This is a genomic window from Bergeyella cardium, from assembly GCF_003614945.1.
GTDB classification, from domain to species: domain Bacteria; phylum Bacteroidota; class Bacteroidia; order Flavobacteriales; family Weeksellaceae; genus Bergeyella_A; species Bergeyella_A cardium.
Window position 1 is genome coordinate 457,585 of the sequence record NZ_QYCZ01000001.1, and the last position, 20,916, is coordinate 478,500.

General features: G+C 42.3%; 15 protein-coding genes. 7 read left to right on the top strand and 8 right to left on the bottom strand.

Annotated features, from left to right (window positions below; all coding sequences use genetic code 11):
• Positions 1–112 precede the first annotated feature (112 nt).
• Positions 113–703 carry a 50S ribosomal protein L25/general stress protein Ctc gene (locus D8991_RS02120; protein WP_120488546.1) on the bottom strand — a complete coding sequence of 197 codons (591 nt, stop codon included), beginning with the start codon at positions 701–703 and terminating at the stop codon, positions 113–115.
• 134 nt (positions 704–837) lie between these two features.
• On the opposite strand from D8991_RS02120, the gene D8991_RS02125 reads away from it, so the two are divergent.
• The 6 genes from D8991_RS02125 to mnmA all read left to right on the top strand — a co-directional run bounded on the left by D8991_RS02125 (position 838) and on the right by mnmA (position 5,607).
• Positions 838–1,050 (top strand): twin-arginine translocase TatA/TatE family subunit, encoded by a 213-nt coding sequence (locus tag D8991_RS02125; RefSeq protein ID WP_120488547.1) that lies wholly within the window; start codon positions 838–840, stop codon positions 1,048–1,050.
• The gene (locus tag D8991_RS02130; RefSeq protein WP_120488548.1) at positions 1,050–1,658 is read left to right on the top strand and encodes a DUF4254 domain-containing protein; all 609 of its coding nucleotides are present in this window, start codon (positions 1,050–1,052) and stop codon (positions 1,656–1,658) included. Before D8991_RS02125 ends, D8991_RS02130 begins: the two co-directional genes overlap by 1 nt.
• A complete protein-coding gene (locus tag D8991_RS02135) occupies positions 1,655–2,128 on the top strand; it encodes a hypothetical protein (protein ID WP_160223840.1) in 474 nt (157 codons plus the stop codon). The genes D8991_RS02130 and D8991_RS02135 overlap by 4 nt, the downstream gene beginning before the upstream one ends.
• 8 nt (positions 2,129–2,136) lie before the next feature.
• On the top strand, positions 2,137–2,718 hold the full coding sequence (gene ribA, locus D8991_RS02140; protein ID WP_120488550.1) for a GTP cyclohydrolase II: 582 nt from the start codon (positions 2,137–2,139) through the stop codon (positions 2,716–2,718).
• A gap of 224 nt (positions 2,719–2,942) precedes the next feature.
• Positions 2,943–4,364 (top strand): CCA tRNA nucleotidyltransferase, encoded by a 1,422-nt coding sequence (locus D8991_RS02145; protein ID WP_120489670.1) that lies wholly within the window; start codon positions 2,943–2,945, stop codon positions 4,362–4,364.
• Positions 4,365–4,413: 49 nt separating this feature from the next.
• On the top strand, positions 4,414–5,607 hold the full coding sequence (mnmA, locus tag D8991_RS02150) for a tRNA 2-thiouridine(34) synthase MnmA (RefSeq protein WP_120488551.1): 1,194 nt from the start codon (positions 4,414–4,416) through the stop codon (positions 5,605–5,607).
• 7 nt (positions 5,608–5,614) lie between these two features.
• Here the strand turns inward: mnmA and D8991_RS02155 are convergent, their stop codons facing one another.
• From D8991_RS02155 to D8991_RS02190, 7 genes are all read right to left on the bottom strand, one after another.
• Positions 5,615–7,900, bottom strand: a complete 2,286-nt coding sequence (locus D8991_RS02155; protein ID WP_245957164.1) for a DUF5686 family protein — start codon at positions 7,898–7,900, stop codon at positions 5,615–5,617.
• Positions 7,901–8,046: 146 nt separating this feature from the next.
• On the bottom strand, positions 8,047–9,201 hold the full coding sequence (locus D8991_RS02160) for a cytochrome-c peroxidase (protein ID WP_120488553.1): 1,155 nt from the start codon (positions 9,199–9,201) through the stop codon (positions 8,047–8,049).
• 9 nt (positions 9,202–9,210) lie between these two features.
• Entirely contained in the window at positions 9,211–10,563 is a 1,353-nt protein-coding gene (locus tag D8991_RS09150) for a DUF6850 family outer membrane beta-barrel protein (protein WP_394364123.1), read from the bottom strand.
• A gap of 152 nt (positions 10,564–10,715) precedes the next feature.
• Positions 10,716–11,921: a DUF4876 domain-containing protein gene (locus D8991_RS02175; RefSeq protein WP_120488556.1), complete on the bottom strand. Its 1,206-nt coding sequence runs from the start codon at positions 11,919–11,921 to the stop codon at positions 10,716–10,718.
• Positions 11,922–11,950: 29 nt separating this feature from the next.
• Positions 11,951–12,151: a hypothetical protein gene (locus D8991_RS08905; RefSeq protein WP_162926727.1), complete on the bottom strand. Its 201-nt coding sequence runs from the start codon at positions 12,149–12,151 to the stop codon at positions 11,951–11,953.
• Positions 12,152–12,382: 231 nt separating this feature from the next.
• Entirely contained in the window at positions 12,383–13,699 is a 1,317-nt protein-coding gene (locus D8991_RS02185) for a T9SS type A sorting domain-containing protein (protein ID WP_120488558.1), read from the bottom strand.
• 24 nt (positions 13,700–13,723) lie between these two features.
• Positions 13,724–16,510 (bottom strand): TonB-dependent receptor, encoded by a 2,787-nt coding sequence (locus D8991_RS02190; RefSeq protein ID WP_245957165.1) that lies wholly within the window; start codon positions 16,508–16,510, stop codon positions 13,724–13,726.
• Between the two features lie 495 nt (positions 16,511–17,005).
• Between D8991_RS02190 and rpoB the strand changes: the two genes are divergently transcribed.
• Positions 17,006–20,827, top strand: coding sequence for a DNA-directed RNA polymerase subunit beta (rpoB, locus tag D8991_RS02195; protein WP_120488559.1), 3,822 nt, complete (start codon positions 17,006–17,008; stop codon positions 20,825–20,827).
• The last annotated feature ends 89 nt before the right edge of the window (positions 20,828–20,916 follow it).

Consider the following 20,916-nt stretch of genomic DNA (forward strand, 5'->3'; position numbering starts at 1 on the left):
ATTTTAGCTATACTTATAATGGGTTTTATCTAAAAGTCTTTGAGTCTTTATTAGTGAAATAAAAAATCCCACTTAATAGCAGGATTTTACAGTTTAAAATTTGTTGTGTTGATTATTCTTCATCATCGTCATCGGATGCTGCAGCTGCATTTTTCATTGCATTTCTAGACATCTTCACAGCAGCTACTACTGCATTGTCTGGGTGCATAAATGTGTATGCTTCGCTTTTGATATCTCCGATGTATAGCTTGTTACCAATTTTAAGAGGGGTAACATCTACAATGATTTCATCTGGAAGGTTTGCTGGGATAGCTTTTACTCTTAGCTTTCTGAAAGACTGTCTAAGAACACCACCTGCTACTACACCTTTTGCACGACCTGTAATTTTTACAGGAACTTCCATAATTACTGGCTTATCAGCAGAAAGTTGGTAGAAGTCTGCGTGTAAAATCCTGTCTGTAATTGGGTGGAACTGGATGTCCTGAAGAACAGCATTGATTTTCTCTCCATTGATTACAAGCTCCACAGTGTGTGCGTCAGGAGTGTAAACTAAGTTCTTAAAAGATTTCTCCTCAGTAGAGAAATTTAAAGGCTCAGCACCTCCATAAACAACACAAGGAACTAGCTCAGCATCGCGTAGAGCTTTTGTAGATTTCTTGCCCACGCTTTCTCTTTTTGTACCTTGAATTGTAATAGATTTCATTTGTAAAATATTGTTTTAATTGCGGCTGCAAATATAATACTTTATTTTAAATACAAAAGCCCACACTATACTCAAACTACAAAAGAGAGTTGCATATCTAAATAAAATTGTAGATTTGCACAAATTTTTTTGATATGAACAGTTTAATAGTATTAGCCCTTTCTTGGCAGCATATAATCATCGTTTTGCTCATCGTTCTTTTACTTTTTGGAGGTAAAAAAATCCCTGAACTAATGAGAGGTATGGGCTCTGGAATAAAGGAGTTTAAAGATGCTATGAAGGAAGAAGATAAAAAGGAAAGTACGGGAAATCATCAAGAGTCTAATTCTTCAAACGAGACTAAGTAATGACTTTTACCGAACAGGCTTGGCAAATCTTTAATAAATCTATTGAAGATTATCATTTTTTTGACAGTGTAGATCAGCCAGAGAGTAATCCTTATCCTCAAAATACTTTGGAACATCTTTTGTATTCCAAAAATTGGATTGATACCGTTCAATGGCATTTGGAAGATATCATCCGAGATGAGAATATCTCTCCCGAAGAAGCACTCAAAATTAAAAGAAGAATAGATTCTTCAAACCAAAAGAGGACGGATTTAGTAGAGTATATAGACCAATGGTTCTATAATGAGTATAAGGATATAACGCCTGAAGCCAATGCTAAAATCAATACCGAAACACCCGCTTGGGCAGTAGATAGATTATCAATCCTCGCACTTAAAATTTACCATATGGCTTTAGAAGCAGGTAGAGAAACAGCAAGTGAGGAGCATAGAATCAAATGCCAAAACAAATTAGAGATCCTTTTGGAGCAGAGAGCAGACTTGAGTTCATCGATAGACTGCTTATTAAATGACATAGAAAGCGGTAGAGTAAAGATGAAGCTCTATAAGCAAATGAAGATGTACAATGATGAGAGCCTCAACCCAGTTTTGTATAAAAACAAAAAATGATAAAATATTTTACATATTTATTAATTCCCATTCTTTTGGTCTCTTGCACTTTGGAGAAGGCGAGTATTTCGCCTATGGGGGCGTCTCTTAATTCTTTCCCTTCCGAGACTAAAGTAGCATCAACCAATAAGAAGTCCAAAGACAAATCAGAGATTATTTACTACTCATCAGAGCTTACAAACCAAGTTTCAAGGTTTCCTAAATTTAAAAGTAATGCCGTAAATAAAGAAGTTCTTAACCTTAAAAAAAGCGTTAAGAACTATGTTTATGCCTTGCAGGAATATAATATAGAAGCAAGAAAACAGGCATTATTTGAAATTGAACGCTCTTATAAGAAAATCCAAAGGTTGAGAAAGTATCTCAGCAAAGATGATAACAATCTTATCAACCGCTACTTGGTAAGGGTAAAGAGTAATATCACCAAGCTCGAAACACTTACAAAACCTAAATCCGTTTCAATAAAACAATAACTACAAATATGATTACAAAACAAGCAGAATCTAATGTCCCAACAGATTATGGGATATTTAAAATTATTGCCTTTTCCGAAAAATCTGATGACTGGATGCCCCAGATGGCGCTCATTGCAGAAGGTACAGATTTATCAAAACCCGTGAATGTTCGTTTCCATTCCGAGTGTATTACGGGCGAAGTTTTTCACTCCAAAAAATGCGAATGCGGTCAGCAGCTCGCTGCAGCAATGAAGTATATGCAGCAGCACGGCGGTATTATCGTCTATCTAAGGCAGGAAGGGCGAAACATCGGTATTATCAATAAGCTGAAAGCCTACTCCTTACAAGAGCAGGGCTTGGATACCGTGCAAGCAAATTTAGAGCTCGGATTACCGGCGGATGACAGAAATTTCTCCTCAGCAATAGAAATCCTCCACCAGCTTGGAGTAAAGCAAATTAACCTTCTGACCAACAATCCTGATAAGCTCAAATTTGTGGAGGATAGCGATATCCAGCTCTTAGAGAGGATTCCGCTACAGATAGAAGCCAATGAAAATAGTAAGGACTACCTCCAAACCAAGAAAGATTATTTCGGGCATTTGCTCTAAAATACTAAAGCACTGATTTTCAGTGTTTTTTTTTCTTCAAAATGATTTTGATTTTCATTAGATACAATAGTTGAAATCAATGGAAGTTCTTACTAATTGTACGAATTACTATGCTTTTAAATAGATGAAACTTTAAGTTTTAAGCGAGGATAGCTTTTCGCTCCCTTCAAGTTCCTTATTTTTGCATCGGAATTTTGGAAATTTACCTTATTAATTCAGATTTTATGTTTATCAATCTTAATCAGAATAAAAACCTTAAACTCTTTAAAATCATCTCTTCTGTCGCAAATGAAAATGGGCAAACCGTCTATGCTGTAGGGGGTTATGTGAGAGATTTGCTTATGGGCAGAGCGGTGCCTACCGATATAGATTTCGTAACCGAGCAGAGCGGGATAGCGCTGGCAAAAAGCATCGCCGAGCAGGTCGCTCCAGAGCAGAAAGTTTCGGTCTTTAAGACCTATGGCACAGCGATGTTTAGGTACGAAGATTTGGAGCTGGAATTTGTGGGAGCAAGGAAGGAAAGCTATTCTGAGGACTCGCGAAACCCCGCCGTAGAGCAAGGCTCGCTGGAAGATGACCAGAAGCGGAGAGATTTTACGATTAATGCAATGGCAATCTCCCTAAACCAAGAGAATTTCGGCGAGCTGATAGACCCCTTTAATGGCCGACAAGACCTCACAGATAAAATCCTGAGAACGCCGCTGGAGCCCCGACAAACCTACTCCGACGACCCACTGCGGATGATGCGCGCCATTAGATTTGCCTGTGTGCTCGATTTCCAAATAGAGGCACATTCGCTCCAAGCCATAAAAGAGGAAGCGGAGCGGATTAGAATCGTCTCAATGGAGCGAATTATGAACGAGTTTAATAAAATAATGCTCTCCGCAAAGCCTTCCAAAGGGCTTAAAATCTTGGAAGAAACAGGGCTCCTCGACCATATCCTCCCCGAGCTCACCGCACTGAAAGGCATAGATGAGGTAGATGGGCATACGCATAAAGATAACTTTTTCCACACTTTGGAAGTGGTGGATAATATCGCCCAAAATACCGATAAACTCTGGCTCCGCTGGGCAGCACTCCTCCACGATATAGGCAAAGCACCCACCAAAAAATTTGAAAAAGGAACGGGCTGGACATTCCACGGGCACGAATACCTCGGCTCAAAAATGCTGAAACCCCTCTTCAAGAGGCTGAAACTCCCGCTGGGCAATGACCTGAAATATGTGCAAAAACTGGTGAAGATGCACGCCAGACCGATCGCCCTCGTTACCGATAACGCTTCGGACTCCGCACTTCGCCGCCTTGTTTTTGACTCTGGCGAAGACCTCGAGGACTTATTCACCCTCTGCAAGGCAGATATCACCACGAAAAACCACGCGAAACAAACGAAATTTAAGAAAAATTACGAGTATGTAGCCCAGAAAATAAAAGAAGTAGAGGAGAGAGACCGCGTGCGAAACTTCCAGCCCCCAATTTCAGGCGAGGAAATTATGCAGCTCTTTGGCATTAAACCAGGGAAAGAAATCGGTATTCTCAAAGAAAAAGTAAAAGAAGCCATATTAGAAGGCGAGATAGAAAACAACCCCGAGCAAGCAAAAAATTTCGTACTGAGAGAAGGCTCAAAGATGGGGCTTATCGCCGTATAAGGGGCTTTATTCGCCTTAATATTCATCCATTTTATTGTAATTTTGCCGAATGAAAATAGTAGTTGGTCTCTCAGGAGGGGTAGATAGCAGCGTGGCCGCTTACCTCCTGAAACAGCAGGGGCACGAGGTCATAGGTCTCTTTATGAGAAACTGGAATGATGCCTCTGTAACCTTAGAAGACGAGTGCCCTTGGATAGAGGACAGTAACGATGCCCTTATGGTAGCGAAGAAGCTCGGAATCCCGTTCCAGGTGATTGATATGAGTGCGCTGTATAAGGAGAGAATCGTAGATTATATGTTTGCCGAATACGAAAAGGGCAGAACGCCCAACCCAGATGTGCTCTGCAACCGAGAAGTAAAGTTTGATGTGTTTATGAAAACTGCACTCTCTCTCGGCGCCGATAAAGTAGCTACGGGGCACTATGCACGAATAGAAACCAGTACGAATGAAGCGGGAGAAACGGTCTATCACCTGCTTTCGGGTAAGGATAAAAATAAAGACCAGTCGTATTTCCTCTGCCAGCTGAGTCAGGAGCAGCTGTCTAAGGCGCTCTTCCCGATCGGGGAGCTGGAAAAACCCAAAGTGCGAGAGATTGCCAAGGCGGCAGGATTAGTTACCGCCGAGAAAAAAGATTCTCAGGGGCTCTGCTTTATAGGAAAGGTAAGCCTGCCAGATTTCTTGAAACAGCAGCTGAAGCCCAAAGAAGGTGAGATTGTAGAAATCTTTAGAGATTCACCGCTCTTCCACCAAGAGGAGGTCTCCTTCTCAGCTGATGAAAAGCTCCGCGAGCTGGAATATCTCTCACAGAAAATCGATTATAAAAAATCCGATGGTAAAGTTATCGGGAAGCATCAGGGAGCGCAGTATTATACGATTGGGCAGGGCAAGGGCTTAGGTATTGGTGGGCATAAGGAGTCTTGCTTCGTTATCCACCGAGATATGGAGAATAATATCCTCTTTGTGGGGGAGGGGCATTCTTTCCCTGGTCTTTACCGAAAAGCGTTGAGGATTGATAATAGCGAGGTGCATTGGGTACGCCCAGATTTGAGGTTGAAAACGGGAGCGTCTATGCCTGCCAAAGTTCGCATTAGGTACAGGCAACCCTTAGAAAATGCAACGCTCTATCAGTTTGATGAAGGGCTGTTTATCGCATTTGAAAATCCACAATCGGCAATTGCAGAAGGGCAATTCGCTGCTTGGTATTTAGATGATGAGCTTATCGGCAGTGGAGTGATTTCTTAGGTTAAGCTTAGAGGGAGAGCTGCAAACCCGCCTTGATTCCGAATTTTGAGATGCCGGGTCTATCGAGATAGTTGCCCCTCCAGTTGAAATCTACACGGAAGAATCTAAAATTCCCCAGACCGATATTCTCAATTCCAAAACCATATTCATAATAGATGTGCTCAGTAGGAGCGGAGTATTTCTTCGCTCCTATATTGATGTTTTTTGATGCCTCGCTGAGACTGCCCGTTGCAGCACGGAAAAACCCTACCTCACGAAGTTTTAGTTTTTTTATGAGAGGGATGTAGGAGAGGAATTTCCCATTAAAATGATGCTCATAGTGCAGGGTAGCATAGGAATCCGCCACAAATTCATAATAATTGAGCTGAGAGAAAGTATTTCTTGAAATAACATAACTCTCGTTTGCAGGGATGATGTTTTGCAATGCAAGAGGTACGGCATTGAAGTTTGTACCCGCCTCTACGGTGAGGTAAGATTTTCCCCAAGTGCTGATAATCATCGGCTGATAATACATAAACTGCAATTTGTCGTAATTGAAATCTGCATTAAAAAGCCCTTCTATCCCCCTTGTGTATTTGAGCATAAGGGTAGGCGAGAGGGTAGAATGCTCCTTTCGGTCAAGTCCTATTTTGGAATATTTAGCTCCAGGTTTTGCGATGATGCTCAGCGTAAGTTTAGCATCATTAACCGTCTTTCGGAGCTGGCCATCTTTCAGGTACATCATACTGAACTGCTCAGGGTTTGCAGAAGTAATGCTCTGCAAAGTGCCATCTAACCTGAATTGGAGGTTTTTCACAGGTTCTATGGAGGTAAAGACATTGGTTTGTGTTACATTGCTCAGCAATCCGTTTCCAGAGCGGGATACGAGAGAGGAGGCGAAGGAAGAACTCATAATCCCCTCACCTGTGGTAAGCCTGCTCCCGAGCTGTAAGATATCTCGCTTTGTGCCTATACCTATGGTGAGCCGGTTCTGTTTATTGAGCATTGCGCGGGCTTCTGCGCTGTATTTGAATTTTCTGTCTTTAAAGCCGTAGGCACCGTATCCTTCTACTCGCCAGGTGTCATTTTGAGAGAAGAAAGTCCTCGCCCCGAGCCTTAGCCTCAGTCCTTCTATATTGTTTTGTCCGAAGATGGAATAAATACTCCCTACATCTATCTTTTCATTGATGTTGTAGTACCCTGTTCCGAGGGTTCTGTACGCTTTTAGGATGGCTTTAAACTTAGGGACTTCGTTGAGCCTGTCGAGCATTGTGTATATCCCTGCTTCGGATTTGCTGAGGGAATCTGTACGGGCGGTTTTCCAGTATTCATCATCTCTTGCTAAATCTTTGGTAGCGGTAGGCTCGTCTTTTTCTGTGAAGATTTTTGGGTCAAAATCTTTATTAAACTGATAGTCGGTATAGCGAATGCTCCTCTTGGTGATGAGCCCCTTTGCTTCTTTATTTGTCTTTGAGAATGAAAATTCAAACTCTGAATATATGCGATAGGGGAGGTAGGAGTCTGCATCTGGCGATGAAAATTCAAACTCTGCATACAGGTTTTTTACGAAGTTCATCGTAAGAGATTTTGGCGAGCGCAGGGTAACTTTTGCCAGATGATACCCATCTTTCACGATATAGATATATCCACGAAAGGCGAGCACATCTTTTCTTTTAGGTTCGTAGAGTATTCGGTAGCATTCGTTGCCGTCTATGGTAACATCTTCCAGAAGGTTGTAGTCATAGACCGAGAAACCTGTGGAGGAGATGGGGCTTTCAAAACCTATATTGAAGAAATTAATCGTATTGCTGAAAATATTGGTATCTTTAAAGAGGTTTTTTGCCATCAGTGCTACGACTTCGTTATCCTGAAACCCTGCTGTTTTCTGTGCGGTGAGTTTTCTTTTGGTTCGCTTTTGTGGCTGGTTTTCTCCGTAGATTTTATAGACGGCTTCGTTTAGGAAGAAAGGGAGCTTGAGCTTTCCGTTAGAGGTAGAGTCGGCATAATCAAAGATGAAATCCATCTTATTAAAGATTTTTTTCTTTACTAATGAGCTGTCTATATTATTGATATCAAACTCTATTTTCTCGTATTCGTCGTAGCTATAAGTTTTGTATTTCTCTAGAGCGTTTTCTCTTTTTCTTTTCCAAACTTCCTGTAATATGGAGTAGGCAGGGTTGTCTTTTTTCTTTTTGTAGCGTTTTACTTTTGCTTTTATCACCACTTCGCCTATATCTTTTACCTTTTCATCATTTCCTTGCGAAAAGGCGAGGGTATAGATTAATGAAAAAACAAATAATAAAATACTTTTCACGCTCATTTTCTTTTTGAATGTTTGATAGTCCTCTTTAATGACAACTCAACCCAGTATTAAACATTTAAAACTGTTATTTATTGCACAAATATAGGATATATGTAGAATAAGCCAGTTGTCAGTTGCTAAAAGCTATTAGCTAGAAGCTAATTGCCTCCTGCTCTTGGAAAATCTGGTCGGGACATTTTGTAGTGGGTATTGGTTAGGGATTTTATAAAGGCTTGTAGAGCGAGGGATTCCTCTTTTGTCAGTCCGAGGGGTTTCATTAGCGGGTCGGTTACGGGGTAGAGTGGGTCTGCGGCTTTTTGTTCTTTTGTAGGGTTGGTGGGGAGCATACCGCTGTTATACATATTGATTACGCCTTGTAGGTCTTCCACGAGGCCGTTGTGCATCCAGGGTTTTGTAATCATCAGGTCGCGGAGGGTAGGTGTGCGGAAGCGCCCGATATCATCGGGGTTTTGGGTAATGTCATACCTACCGAGGTCTTGAAGCTCCCGTTTGTAGAAACTAAGCCCAATATTGTGAAATTTCTCATCGGTGAAGTGTTTTCCGTAGTGGCAGTTCATACATCGGGCTTTGGTTCGGAAGAGGTGTAGCCCATAGATTTCCTCATCGGTTAGTGCTTTGTAGTTTCCGTTTAGGAATTTATCAAATCGGGAGGGCGTACTTCTAATGGTCTTTTGAAATTCTGCAAGGGCAGTTCGTATTTTATCGTAGGTGATTTCCTCTGTGCCAAAAGCATTTTTAAAAAGCGGTTTATAGCCTTGGATAAGGCTTAGTTTTTTCACGATTTCGCTGGGGATGGCATTCATCTCGTGTAGGGTAGTGATGGGGCCGTCGGCTTGTTCTTCAAGGGTAGCTGCACGCCCGTCCCAGAAGTAGGATTTCCTATCGGCGGTGTTAAAGAGGGAGGGGGTGTTTCGCTTTCCGAGGAGGTGGTCGTGCCCCAAGGAGCGTTCGCGCCCGTCTGACCAGCCGAGCTCGGGGTCGTGGCAGCTGCTACAAGAGATTTGGTTAGAGCCCGAGAGCTTAGGGTCAAAGAAAAGCATTTTTCCAAGCAGGATTAGGGGCTGCTCCATCGTTTGCTCATAGTTTTCATCAAAGCTGATGGGCGAGAATTCTTCCCATTCCACGCCTTTATCTATCTGTGGTTTTTCCCATTGGCTTATCGGCTTGCTATACATTTGTCTGTACTTTGAGAGGTCTTGTATCGGGGTGCCTGTATGGGTTTTGGGTATTATGCCATCGGTGAAAGCATAGAAAATGGAGAGGATGAATACGGTGAATAATAACTTTTTCATTGTTTTGATTTAAAATTCTATTCCCAAGCCGAGCAGATAGCCTGTATTGGTCGCTTTTGGGAAGTATTGCTGCCAGAAATTGATTTGGGCAAAGATATGCTGTTTCTTGATAGGTTTCAGATGGTACTTTATTGAGGTTTCGGTTTCCCAATAGTTTTGGGAGCGGAGGTTGAACTTATGTTTCACTGCATTTTCAAGTGCTTGCACAGGATATTGATAACCGAAATGAGACCGAGCATCCAAACCATAGCGGTTGTTTAGGTTATAGCTTATGCTGAGCAGTCCGCCATTGAGCATTGTGGTGTAGCGGGAGCGTAGCCCGAAGTATAAGCTCTCAAAATCTTGGTATATCATCGGTTTTTTATAGCTTTCTTTTGAAAAATGGAGGGCTACGAAAGGCATAAAATACCAAGCGGATGACGGTGTGCGGTATTCTATATCGGTAGAGAGGCTAAATTTCTGCTGCTGGTGGAGGTAGCTTTTGAGCCTTCCTATCGTGATGTAGTTATTCGTAGAGCGGTTATCAAAAATACCTTCGGTGCCGGCTCTATCGATAATGCTCGCCTCGAGGTTGAGCTTAAAATTAGAGTTTTTTCTTTCCCAGAGCCAAGAGGTTTCGCCGTGCAGATGGTTTTCATCAATAGACAAAGCGGTGAGGTCTGCAAAAGACGGCATCACTTTATCAAAACTAAAATTTTTATAGCCGAGATGGAGCATTAGCCCTTGTCGGTTTTTGGGGAGGAGGCTTAGGCTGGCTCCATAGCCTTGTCCGTCATAATAGCTTTCTAATTTATTACCTACAAGGAGGTTGTTAAATGTCCCCAAGCCTGTGAGGTGATAGATGGCGGTATTCCCTATTTTGTTATAGAATTTGATTTCGTTGTTTTGGGTATATCGTCTGTAAAAGGCATCTGCACCGATGCTGTAGCGCGCAATATCCCTTGCTAACCCTCCCTTAATACTGAAATCAGAGGTAATGTTATTCGGTCTGGGGTCTATTTTTCTGTATTGATTGGAGGCTCGGTAGGAGGTTTCTAAGCCGAATTGAGTTTTTCCTTTAGCCCTATTAAACCCGCCAGAGATGGAATAGGCTTCGTTTTGCAGGCTACCTCCTACGGCATCTGCGGAGAGGTAAGGGTAGAGGAGGTGGGCATCTGCGGTCTCATTCCAGATGATGGCTTTTTGCTCGCCGTTCTGGTAGTGCGCCTCTCCCCAGACGGTATTTGCACTGCTGAGCTTGAGGTAGGACTGGGTTTCTACCGAGAACAGGCTACCGCCACTTCCGCTCTGGGCTTCGTACCTCTCTTTCTCGGTCTTTTGGAGGGAGGTGGAGAGCGAGGAGAGGGAGATCTCCTTCCTCAGAAACTGCTGAGCGGGGTTTTTGTAGGCGGCACCGAGTCAGTTATTCCTGAGGAGGTAGTTTTCGTAGATTTTTGTTTGGATGCTATCCGTTTGTTGCTGTGCGCGGCAGAAGATGGCAGCAAACAGCATTAGGGCAAGGTTGTGTTTCATATTTATTCTAATAATGAGGGCTTAGACAGTGGTGTGAAGTCTGCCGACGAGTTGTTGGTATCTCTCAGCTTTGCTTTGCCTGTGCTATCGGTGTGGAGGGTTTTTCTTTTCACGCTTTTTCCGTAGCGGTTGTCATCGTGGTAGGTTTTTGCGGTGTAGGTGTAGCCGATGTCTAATGACGGCGCCGTTACCAACCACTGAAATTCGGTAGGGATGCTGAGGTTTACGGCATCTACTATCCACTCATTGGGGATGTAGTAGGACTTCTCGCTCAGGTTGAAGACATAGCCGTTATAGGTATAGGTCCATTTGTATTTATAGGTATAGTTTTTCAGATAATCTTCTTTGGAGACTCCTTTCGGTAGTCTGGAAAGGCTATATGCGGTATTCCCTTGGTTCTTCATCACCATTTCGGAGACGAGGGATAGGGTGTTCGGCACATTAGGGGCGTCTATATCGTCCATTCCTTCTTTGTAGAATTCAAAATCGGCTTTGCTGAGGTCGGGCGAGTTCTCATTATACTCCTTATGATTAATCCCTGTATCGGCGATGAGGAAGTATTCGCCAGGTTTTACGGGGTGGTCCGTCCCCGAGCCGGGTATCATTATAATAGCGGTTACGGTAAATGCCTCGTTCATCTTGTTGGGCTCATAGTTTTGCTTATCATCGGTGGTAAATTCGGACTGGCTTATCATCAGCCCATCGGCGTAGAGGGTTTTGTCGGTATTGTTATAGAGGCGGATGTACTTATCATCGTCATACTGCTTGCCCTCGTTCGTAAGGCTTCCTGCGAAGAAGATTTCGGAGATGATGAAGTCCTCCTGCCCAGAGGAGCGTAGGAGCTCGATGCGGATTTGGGTGTTTTCATTTGTAATGGCGCAGCTCGGTAGGTAGCCTTTCAGATGGGTAGTGTGGGTTTCGCCTGCGATTTCTATCTCTGCCGAGCCTTCTACTGCGATTTCATAGGTGCCTATTTCTAGTTTTAGGTTCAGCTGGTTTTCGTTAGTTTCTTGGCTAAAGCTATGCCCTGTATTGAGCTCTCTAAACGAGAATTTAAGGTTATTATACTTCAAGACTTGGGCATCTTTCCCCATTTCGGCGATAATGGAGGTTTCGTAGAGGGGCGTGTAGAAGTCGCCCTCTTGTCGTGAGCAGCTTACAATAGCGAGGAGGATTGCAAGAGCGGTATATATTCTATTTTTTTTCATTTGATAAAAGATTATGGTGTTATTAATTTCTATTTAATGCAAGAATTGCTGCATTCTAGCGTCATCCAGTCTTCATTGAAGGAAGAATGCTGCATTCTAGCTCCACTTAAGCCCACTGCGTGGGGAGCACTTAAAATAATTGCCTCACCGGCTACGGTGCGTGGGGCGTTCTTAAAAATAATTGCCTCACCGGCTACGGTGCGGAGGAAGAAACGCGTGAATCTTGCCAATATTTTTTTCATTGGAGGAAGAAACGCGTGAATCTTGTCAATATTTTTTTCATTGGAGGAAGAAACGCGTGAATCTTGCCACTTTTTTTTCTCATTGGAAGAAAATTCGCGTGAATCCAGCTCCAACCCACCCACTGGCGTGGCACCTTGCAGGTGATGCACTTACCACCCATTAGCATAGGGAGGAAATATTTAAAAATAATCATCTCCTCCCCTGCTAAGAGGTTAAGGTTATTGGAGAATTACCTTAATTGTTTTTTGTTGGCCACTGTGTTGCACAGCTACGATGTAGGTGCCTGCTGGGAGCTGTGGCAAGTGTAGCTTTTTGGTGAAGAAGGTCCCGGAAGAGGAGATGGCTTCTTGATGCACTTGCTGTCCGCTCATAGAGAATACACTGATTTTTACAGGCTCGGAGCTGTGGTTTTTCAGGTTGAAGACGAGTTCTACGGTTTTGTTCTTCGCTGGGTTTTGTGCGAGGTAGATGTTGTATTTATCTGCTTTGGCAGTGAGTACAGACATACTGAGGTCTTTGAGGATCTCGGTCTTAAAGGTGGTTTTGTGCCCATCGTACATATCTTTCAGAGAGATAAACACCAATCTGTAAATTCCTTTTTTATTCTTCACGAAGAAGTATTTATCATCGGTCAGCTCGATGTCTTCATCGGTGTTTTGATCATCAAGGGTATTCCAGATATGCCCGATGGAGGTAGCTTTGGTGCTGTAATCGGCATCGGTTACGCCATCCACCCCTGTGCTTTGGGCTACTTTGGCTACGGAAACCTCAGGGCTTTGTAGCACACCGAAGAAAAAGAAGTTCTCGCCCGTGAAAGGGTTAGGCACTTCGAGTTTATCGTAGTATTTGGTAAGCATTAGGTCCCATTTATCGGCATCTGGGAGGAATTCTACGGTAGAATCGGTCTCGAGGTTGAAATAGGTATAGTCAGCCCCTGTGGTATTTACAGGGATGGAAGCGGTTTTGGTCGGTTGCCAGCCTCCTTGTGAGCGTGTATAGACGGAATAGGAGATGCTGTATCGGGCATTGTCTTTAAAATCGATTTTGATTTTGTAGTATTTCCCTCTTCTGTCTTGGAGGAGGAGAACTTTATTCCCTTTGATGCTGCCATCGGCTTGTTTCGTTCCCCACCCGAAGTCGTTGCTATCAGCAGGGTTTGCGTTTTGGGAGAAAGCACCGCCGCTGCCCCAGTTTTCTAGGTTGTTGATGTAATCATTATAAGTATTATCTCTTACATCGGGTTTTGTAGTGAAATCCTCAATATTCTCTACTGCTGTTTTGGGGTAGTAGAGGGTGTTTGCCCCGAAGCTGTTTACGCGAATATCGGTCTTATCCCCGTCTTTGGTGTAGAAACCGATATGCCAGGTGTAGTTATCAATGAGTTTAGCTTCATTGTCATTAAAAGTGTAGAAGGCGGAGTAATAGTAGTCATTCGCACCACCCTCTTTTTTGCCCAAGTCGATGGTTTTTGTTTTAGATTGGGCATTGCATAGCGCGGATACCATAGCCGCGGTGATAATAAAAAACTGTTTCATAAAAAACGATTTAAAAAATTAGTATTAAAATTTAAAGTTAAGTTCCATTCCAAAATAAGGGCTTGCCTTTGCTCTCCTGCTGAGGTATATGCCGTTTTGCTCGTAAGGAGAGTCGTAGTTAAAGAGATGATTAACGAACATTGCCAGCCTGTAATTTTTGTAAATGGTCTTGGAGACTTTTATGTTAGAGCTCATAGACCAAGGGGTTCTGTATCGTTTAAAAGCATCTTCGTTATAGCTGATGTTGAGCCATTGGAGGAGGGCATCTTGCTTGTCTTTTTCGGTGTAGATATGCTCCGAGCCGTCTGGTGCTATATAGGCGATGGGCGTACCGCTAAGGGGCATATCCTGCCTGATATGAAACCAGAGAAATTGCAGAGAAAGCGAGATTTCCATATCCAGATTGGGCAGATAGGTATCAATCGTGAGATTAGAGTTGAAGTTTTGCATATCATAGCCCTCCACGCTTTCGTAGAGCCCGAGGTAGGTCTGTGCTTGTCCGCTACTTCCTATGATTTTCTTTTGAGGTTCGCGGTAAATCGGGAGGCTGTTTCGGTAGATGGTATTAAAGAAAGCACCATTAAGGGTAAATCTCGTCTTGATGGAGGGAAATCTCTTGGTCATTAGCTGGTATTCTACTCCTCGCTTCCAGGTTTCGCTACCATTGGAGTTGGTCGTGTATTTTTCTAAGCTGCTGATTTCTTTATAAGGCAGGCTTTCTATGGCTGGGGGTACCGTTATCGTATTGTAGTCTATCCCGGAGGCATCATATTGCTTAAAATCCATCTTTTTGTAGAGGTAGAGGTCTCGAAAGCCGGTGCTCATCTTCTCATCAAAGTAAGTTACCGAAAGGGAGGTGCCAGCATAGGAGAAATCTGCCCTTAGCTCCCATTTTTTATTGATAGCGGGGCTGATGTCGTAGTTGGTCGGATTGATGATATGCGTACGGATATTAATCCGTCTGTAATTAGGGTTGGGGTGATAGTAATTGAGCTGGGTAAAGTCCTTATAAATCTTCTCTGGATAGAGGGTGAGCAGGGTCGGGAACTTGGTTTGAAGCCCATAGCCCGCCGTAATGCTGGTAGATAGCTCCTTCCCGAGTATGGGGAGCTTGGCAAACTTCCACTGTAAGCTGATTCTTGGGTCTGCATAGTATTTCCCTTGCATCTTATATAGTGAAGGTAGATTTATCAACGAAGATGCCCTGAGCCCTAATGCCACTTTCGCCAAATGCTTCCCGAAAGGAAGGCTGGACTGGTTTTCTATAAAGAAAGACAGGTCTTGGTAGGCGGGGATATCTTTGTAGGCTCTTTTTCGGGTATCCATATCGGGAGTAGGTGGGGTGAAGACATCAAAGATTTGCCCAGAGCCGTTGTTCTTGGAGTAGTTCCACTCGGAACCGAGCTTTGTGGAGCTGAGAAACTGGCGAATGGAGAAATCAAAGTCTGCCATTACCTTGGTTCGGATATCCAGCGGTTTGCCGTCTACCACGAGATGAGAGATGTATTTAGGTTTTAGGAATACGCCATCGGATACCCCTTCTGTGAGGGTATTGGGAACGGCAGTGGGGCGGTCTAACTGCACAAATCGGGTTTGCTCAATTCTGTCGAAGTCCTGACTGAGGTATTGCTCCCATTCTATCTTCTTGATGAGTTTTGAATCGAGAAATTCCCATTCTAATCGATTGCCAAAGCTGAGGTTTTTATTGGATGAGCGGTAGCTGTCTATACTCCCGAAATCATTGTCTGGGTCGGCTTTCTCATTATCTATGGTCTGGGAGAAGTCTATATTGGAATTGAGGCTGATTCTTCGGTGGGTATTCTCCCAAACTTTTTCCGATCGGGCAGATGCGGTGAGCCTCTTAAAGTTTTCAAAAGAATTTCGAGGGTCTGAAATAGCATCTAAATAATCTGCATCAAAATTGAGCTTCCAGTTTTTATTGAGCTCAAAACCTTTTCCTATAGCGAAGAGCTTGCTGATGCCATCGGCTTTGAACCTGCCAGTATAGGGAGTGTGCCCTTTCTTTCGGATGATTTTTACCAAGCCAGAGGTGAGGTCTCCATATTCTACGGAAGGGATTCCTCTGATGATTTCTACGCGCTCTATCTGATCGGTAGAGATGGTTCGCATATCTACTCCTGTGTGGGTATTATCCCTCCGCTTTGCTACCGAACCAGACGAGAGATTGATTTGGAAATCCTTACCTGTGGTGTATTGCATATTGGCATTGGAGTTTATTCTGTGCCCGTCCATAAGAAAGGCAGTGCCTAATGATGAGGTGTTGTAATTGTCGCCTTTTATGCCCGTTTCTCTTAATCGGATTTTATTAGAGGCGTTAAATATGGGGTCTTTGGTAGTGCCACCAGGGAGAAGTTCCAGTATATCCGAAAAGCTTGAGGGCTGAAGATGTTGCATAGCCCTCTTATCTATCACAGAGGTACTGCTAAGCCCAGTAGATTCTTTTGCAGTGATGACCACCTCTTGAATGTTAATCACCTTTGGAGATAGATAGACCTCTGTGCTGAGGTTTTTATCGATAGAAATAGTCTGAGAATAGGTTTTATAACCTTCTTTAGCGACTAAAAGCGCGTACGAGCCTTGTGGAATATTCTCTATTATCGCCTTGCCTTCTGAATGGGTTTTGGTACTGAACTTAATACTGCTCTCAACGGTATTCTTTAAGTTGATTGTAGCATCTGCCATTGCTTTTCTGTCCTCAGCAGATTGTACTTGGATTTTAAGGGAGTAGTTTTGCCCCTTACAGATGAAAATCAAAAACGAGAATACTATATAGAATAGATTTTTATTCAAAATGAAGAATTTAGGGCGGCAAATGTATAATTATTTTTGATAAAACTAAATTAAAAATAAACTTTATTCTCAGAGATATAAGAGGGGTTCTTGCTTAGAAAAGGTTTGTGATATTAAATTCATTTGTATATATTTGCGGTCTCATTTGGTGCAATTCATTGTTTGTTTATTGGTAATATATTGATAATTATACTCTTCTGATAGATGTCAGGAGGGCTGTTTTATTTGTGTATTTTCTTAGAATAGTCAATTTCTTGTTCCCAAAAGAGAAAAAATAAAAAATATTTTGCACTACTCCGTGAAAAGATATACCGGCGTTGCAGTTAGACTGAAAATGAATAACAAAAGGTAGATTACGGCAACGGCTTTCTTTACTATTTGCACCAAAATACTTATTGCCTTGCGACGCTCTTGTGCTTATTCAGCTTTTTGAGTCTGATATTTTTTAGCGTAATCAAAATATTTTTTAACAATTAATTTATTCTTAAAATTTTTATGAGTAAAAAATCAGCTGAAACCCAGCAAAATCAAAGAATTAATTTCTCTTCAGTAAAAGGGAAATTAGTTGCTCCTGATTTCTTGGATTTGCAGATTGAATCTTTTAGGGAATTCTTCCAGCTTGATACGCTGCCAGAAAACCGAAAGAACGAAGGTCTGTATAAAACATTCCAAGAGAATTTTCCGATTACGGATTCCAGAAATCAGTTTGTATTAGAGTTTTTGGATTATTTGGTAGACTCCCCAAGATACTCTATTGATGAGTGTGTGGAGAGAGGACTTACTTATTCTGTGCCTCTTAAAGCGAGATTGAAGTTATATTGTACAGACCCTGAGCACGAGGATTTTCAAACGGTAATTCAAGATGTGTATTTAGGACCTGTTCCGTATATGACACCGAGTGGTTCGTTTATTATCAATGGTGCTGAGAGGGTAGTTGTTACGCAGTTGCACCGTTCGCCAGGTGGCTTCTTCGGACAAACTTATCACGCAAATGGTTCTAAACTATACTATGCGAGGATTATCCCTTTCAAAGGTTCTTGGATGGAATTTACTACGGATATTAACAATGTAATGTATGCGTACATTGACCGTAAGAAAAAATTACCGCTAACCACCCTTCTTAGAGCTATCGGATATGAGTCTGATAAAGACATTCTTCAAATATTTGACCTTGCAGAAGAGGTAAAAGTATCTAAGGCTGCCCTTAAAAAGGTGGAAGGGAGAACTTTGGCTGCGAGAGTGCTAAATACTTGGTTTGAGGACTTTGTAGATGAAGATACAGGAGAGCTGGTTTCTATTGAGAGAAATGAAATTATACTCGATAGGGAGACAGTCCTCGAACAGGAGCATATCGATATGATTTTGGAGGCTGGCGTGAAATCTATCCTGATTCATAAAGAAAACAGTGGAGAGTTCTCTATTATCCAGAATACATTGCAGAAAGACCCTACGAACTCTGAAAAAGAGGCAGTAGAATATATTTATCGTCAGTTGAGAAATGCTGACCCACCAGATGAGGAAACGGCAAGGGGAATTATTGAGAAACTCTTCTTCTCCGAGCAGAGATATTCCTTAGGTGTGGTAGGTCGTTACAGATTGAATAAAAAATTAGGTCTTAATATCTCAGAAGATGTAGAAGTGCTTACAAAAGAAGATATTATCGCTATCGTAAGACACCTTATAGAGCTCGTAAACTCTAAGGCTGAGGTAGATGATATAGACCACCTTTCTAATAGAAGGATTAAAACCGTAGGAGAGCAGCTTGCTGGTCAGTTTGGTGTAGGTCTTTCAAGGATTGCAAGAACCATCCGTGAGCGAATGAATGTTCGTGATAATGAAATATTCACTCCTGTGGATCTGGTAAATGCAAAGACCCTTACCTCTGTGATTAATTCCTTCTTTGGAACCAACCAGCTTTCTCAGTTTATGGATCAGACGAACCCGCTTTCAGAGGTTACCCATAAGAGGAGATTATCTGCCCTTGGGCCTGGCGGACTTTCCAGAGAGAGAGCGGGCTTTGAGGTGCGAGATGTTCACCATACGCACTACGGAAGGATTTGCCCAATCGAGACACCAGAAGGTCCGAACATTGGTTTGATTTCTTCATTGGGTATTTATGCTAAGATTAATAACTTAGGTTTCATTGAAACTCCATATAGAAAGACGGAAAACGGTAAAGTAGATCTCAATTCAGAACCTATTTACCTTAATGCTGAGGATGAAGAATCCAAGGTTATTGCTCAGGCGAATGTAGAGATGAAAGATGATGGAACCATCGCTACCGAAAGGGTTATCGCTCGTCTTGATGGTGATTATCCTGTAGTAGAACCTGCACAGGTAGATTTAATAGATGTAGCACCTAACCAGATTTCGGGTATTTCTGCATCTCTTATCCCATTCTTGGAGCACGATGATGCGAACCGTGCGCTGATGGGCTCGAATATGATGCGTCAGGCAGTTCCATTATTACAACCACAAGCACCAATTGTAGGTACAGGTCTCGAAAAGCAGGTGGCTGTAGATTCCAGAGTACTGATTAATGCAGAAGGAGCAGGTGTAGTGGAGTATGTAGATGCTTCTAAAATTGTAGTAAAATATGACAGAACAGAGGAAGAAGATTTGGTATCCTTTGATTCTGCTACTAAAACTTATAATCTTCCTAAGTTTAGAAAGACCAACCAATCAACTACCATTACCTTGAAACCTATCGTAAGAGTAGGAGATAAGGTAGTGAAAGGTCAGGTGCTCTGTGGTGGCTATGCTACCGAAAATGGGGAGCTTGCTTTGGGTAGAAACTTGGTGGTTGCTTTTATGCCTTGGAAAGGTTACAACTTTGAGGATGCTATCGTAATCAATGAAAAAGTGGTTCGTGAAGACTGGTTCACCTCTATTCATGTAGATGAGTATTCCCTTGAAGTTCGTGATACTAAACTCGGTATGGAAGAGCTTACTTCTGATATTCCGAATGTTTCCGAAGAGGCTACTAAAGACCTTGACGAAAATGGTATGATTAGAATCGGAGCAGAGGTAAAACCTGGTGATATTATGATAGGTAAGATTACTCCAAAAGGAGAGTCTGACCCTACACCGGAAGAGAAACTCCTTAGAGCTATCTTTGGCGATAAAGCAGGTGATGTAAAAGATGCTTCATTGAAAGCAGATTCCTCACTTCACGGAGTTGTCATTGATAAAAAACTCTTCTCCAGAAATATCAAGGATAAAAAGAAAAGAACAGAAGAAAAACTTAAACTTGAAGAAATTGAAAATACTTACAAGGCTAAGTTTGATGAATTGAAACAAACCCTTATTGAGAAACTTCTTGTTTTGGTTAATGGTAAATCTTCACAGGGAATCCAAAATGACTTGGGAGAAGAAATCATCAGCAAAGGGGTTAAATTCAGCTTGAAACTTCTACAATCTATTGAAGATTATGTAAATATAGATGGTGCAGGCTGGACGGTAGATAGCGATAAGAATGAATTAATCAAACAATTGATTCATAATTATAAGATTAAGTATAACGACTTGGCAGGGGTTAAAAACCGTGAGAAATTTGCTGTTTCCATCGGTGATGAGCTTCCTGCGGGTATTATGAAACTCGCAAAAGTCTATATCGCTAAGAAGCGTAAGCTGAATGTAGGTGATAAAATGGCAGGTCGCCACGGTAACAAAGGTATCGTATCCAGAATCGTTCGTGAGGAGGATATGCCATTCTTGGAAGACGGAACGCCAGTAGACATCGTTCTTAACCCACTTGGGGTACCTTCTCGTATGAACATCGGTCAGATTTATGAGACTGTACTCGGATGGGCAGGTAAAAAACTCGGATTGAAGTTCGCTACGCCAATCTTTGATGGTGCAAGCCTTGAACAAATCACTGAGTACACCGATAAGGCAGGTCTTCCTAAATATGGAAATACTTACCTCTATGATGGTGGTACGGGTGAGAGATTCACTCAGCCAGCTACTGTGGGTGTTATCTATATGCTGAAACTTGGGCATATGGTAGATGATAAGATGCACGCTCGTTCTATCGGTCCTTACTCGCTTATTACTCAGCAGCCGCTTGGTGGTAAGGCGCAGTTCGGTGGTCAGCGTTTTGGAGAGATGGAGGTTTGGGCTCTTGAAGCATTCGGAGCATCAAATATCTTGAGAGAAATTCTGACTGTGAAGTCTGATGATGTGATTGGTAGAGCTAAAACTTATGAAGCAATTGCAAAAGGAGACCCAATGCCAGAACCAGGCATCCCAGAATCCTTTAATGTATTACTTCACGAGTTACAAGGTCTTGGACTTGATGTAAGACTTGAAGAGTAATTTTAGATTATAATATTATAATGATAAATTTTAGATAAAAGATTTTGGGAGAGAATATCTCTTCAACCTGAAATCTCAATCTGAAATCC